This window comes from Hallella bergensis DSM 17361, assembly GCF_000160535.1.
Lineage (GTDB): Bacteria > Bacteroidota > Bacteroidia > Bacteroidales > Bacteroidaceae > Prevotella > Prevotella bergensis.
The window spans coordinates 1-600 of the sequence record NZ_GG704806.1 but is presented as its reverse complement, the minus strand read 5'-3'; the positions used below and the strand labels follow the sequence as shown (position 1 = coordinate 600).

At 44.7% G+C, this 600-nt stretch carries 1 protein-coding gene; it reads left to right on the top strand.

Going from position 1 to position 600, the window contains the following annotated elements; genetic code table 11:
- The coding region (locus HMPREF0645_RS13070; RefSeq protein WP_007175509.1) for a transposase at window positions 1–600 on the top strand (600 nt) is incomplete at both ends.

The following is a 600-nucleotide window of genomic DNA, read 5'->3' as shown; positions in this document are numbered from 1 at the left end:
AAAAATAATCGCTGGGTAAAATTAGGCGATCTTCTTCCATGGACAGAACTGGAAAAGGTATACAACTCCAGACTTGACAATGAAGTTAAAGGTGCAGGCAACAAGCCTGCCCGCATGATTATCGGTGCATGTATCATCAAGCATAAGTTTTCCCTTTCTGACGAGGATACAATCTCAATGATTCAGGAGAACCCATACATGCAGTATCTGTGTGGTCTGTCAGAGTTCACCGACAAGCCGCTTTTCGATCCTTCCCTGTTTACGACTATTCGTAAACGTATCACATACCTTCCCGCTACTATTCTTGCAGACAAGATCTACATGAACCATGCAAACACAAGGCTTCTCAAAGAATATGAGATAAAGACTTATTGCAAACCATTAGGTCGGCCGCCAAAGGAACCCAGAAGTCCCGAATATCTCAAGAAGATGGCCAAGGCCGTCGGAGAACGAAACGAAGTCGAATGCTCTTTCGGCACAGGCAAGAGAGTCTATCGAGCCAATAACATCAGAGCCAAGCTTCCGGAAACAGCAGAATGTTGGACAGGAATGTGCTACTTTGTCAAGAACGTGATGAAGTTCCTCAGGGAACTTTGTCTT